Source organism: Thioclava indica (genome assembly GCF_000714545.1).
Taxonomy (GTDB): Bacteria; Pseudomonadota; Alphaproteobacteria; order Rhodobacterales; family Rhodobacteraceae; genus Thioclava; species Thioclava indica.
Genome location: NZ_AUNB01000093.1, coordinates 1 through 1,266, shown reverse-complemented (window position 1 = coordinate 1,266; position 1,266 = coordinate 1). Strand labels below are relative to the sequence as shown.

The 1,266-nt window shown below is 61.2% G+C and carries 2 protein-coding genes; one reads left to right on the top strand and one right to left on the bottom strand.

Features of this window, described 5'->3' with window-relative positions; genetic code table 11:
• A partial coding sequence (locus DT23_RS17650; RefSeq protein ID WP_038133506.1) for an SMP-30/gluconolactonase/LRE family protein occupies positions 1 to 238 on the top strand: 238 nt, incomplete at its 5' end.
• Positions 239 to 347: 109 nt separating this feature from the next.
• On the opposite strand, the gene DT23_RS17645 is transcribed toward DT23_RS17650, so the two are convergent.
• Entirely contained in the window at positions 348 to 950 is a 603-nt protein-coding gene (locus DT23_RS17645; protein ID WP_051697410.1) for a thioredoxin family protein, read from the bottom strand.
• Between the last annotated feature and the right edge of the window lie 316 nt (positions 951 to 1,266).

Here is a 1,266-nt window from a genome sequence, read left to right as displayed (position 1 = left end):
GAATGCGCAATGGGGGGCCGGGCGCGTTGCGCGGTACCTGCCCGATGGCGGCTTTGATCGTGCGGTTTTTGTCGGCGGGCGGCACAGTTCTTGCCCCGCCTTTGGCGGCCCCGATTTCCGCCAGCTTCTTGTCATCACCGCACAAGAAGGCATCGCCAACCCCGATGCCGCGCAAGGCTGTGTCTTTTCGCTGGAGGCACCCGATGCCGGACGCGCAGAGCCTCGCGTCCAGATGTAACGCTGTGATTGCGCGGGCCGACTATCAGCATGCCATTCAGGCACGATGCGCGGTTCACGCCAGTCACATAGACCATCGCGTCCAAGCTGCGGGGCGCAGGATCGCGGCCCTACCACACATCCGGGTCGATGCCCTGCGCCTGCAACGCTGCGAACTTGTCTTGCAGGAACCTCTGGAACGGCTGGTCGCGATAAGCGCCGCTCGCGACATATTCGAGACCCGAGAGATGGTGGAAGGGCTTGAAATATCCGGGCATGCGGAACGCCTCGGCTTGGCGTAAATCGTCTGCACCCGCATTTTGGGGTGGAATCAGGATCTGCGTCGGCGTGAAATTCACGAACCATTTCTGCGCAAGGGCGCGCTCTTCTAGCGCCTCGCCATCGAAATCCACGACCGCGCGCGCGCCCCAAAGGTCGAGTTGCACGACGATGAAGCTGGCATTGATCAACTCGATGAGTTCACGGCGCTGGAAATTGACCAGATGCATCTCGCGGCAATAGGGGCAGCCGCGTTGCTCAAACAGAACAATCAGCCCCTTGCCCTCTGCGGCGGCTTCGTTCAGATCGTCGCCGAGATCAAGGAAGCTGTCGTGAAAAAACGACTGCTGGTAGAGGCCACCATCTCCCATGACGGCCTCGGCCCGCACAGCTTTTGGCAGCAGACCTGCGGCAGCGACCCCCGCCATCAGGGTGAAAATCTCGCGTCGGTTCATCGCAGTTTCCTCCCTTTTCCGCCACGCATGTTAGCACAGATTGACCGATCCGCGAAAAATGTGCGCGCTGTAGATGGGATCGCGCGAGATAGCGCATCCACTGTGCCCGGATCGGCGTCGCGGCCAGCGCCAGTTGCGAGGCATAAACCGAGGCTGCCAGAGCTTGACCAAGCCGCGAGCTGCAGTCACTTGGAATAAGTCGTGATCCTCTGAGCTCTGGGGGGTAGGGTGCGAAGAATGTCGTGCGTCCCAGAAGTCGGTTTAGATGCCGATTTCAAGCGCTGCGATTTGGGCGACGCGCGCGGCGTTGTCGGGC

What these genes read in the sequence shown, in the direction of transcription:
- DT23_RS17645 (WP_051697410.1), bottom strand. Translation starts at nt 950, where the DNA reads ATGAACCGACGCGAGATTTTCACCCTGATGGCGGGGGTCGCTGCCGCA.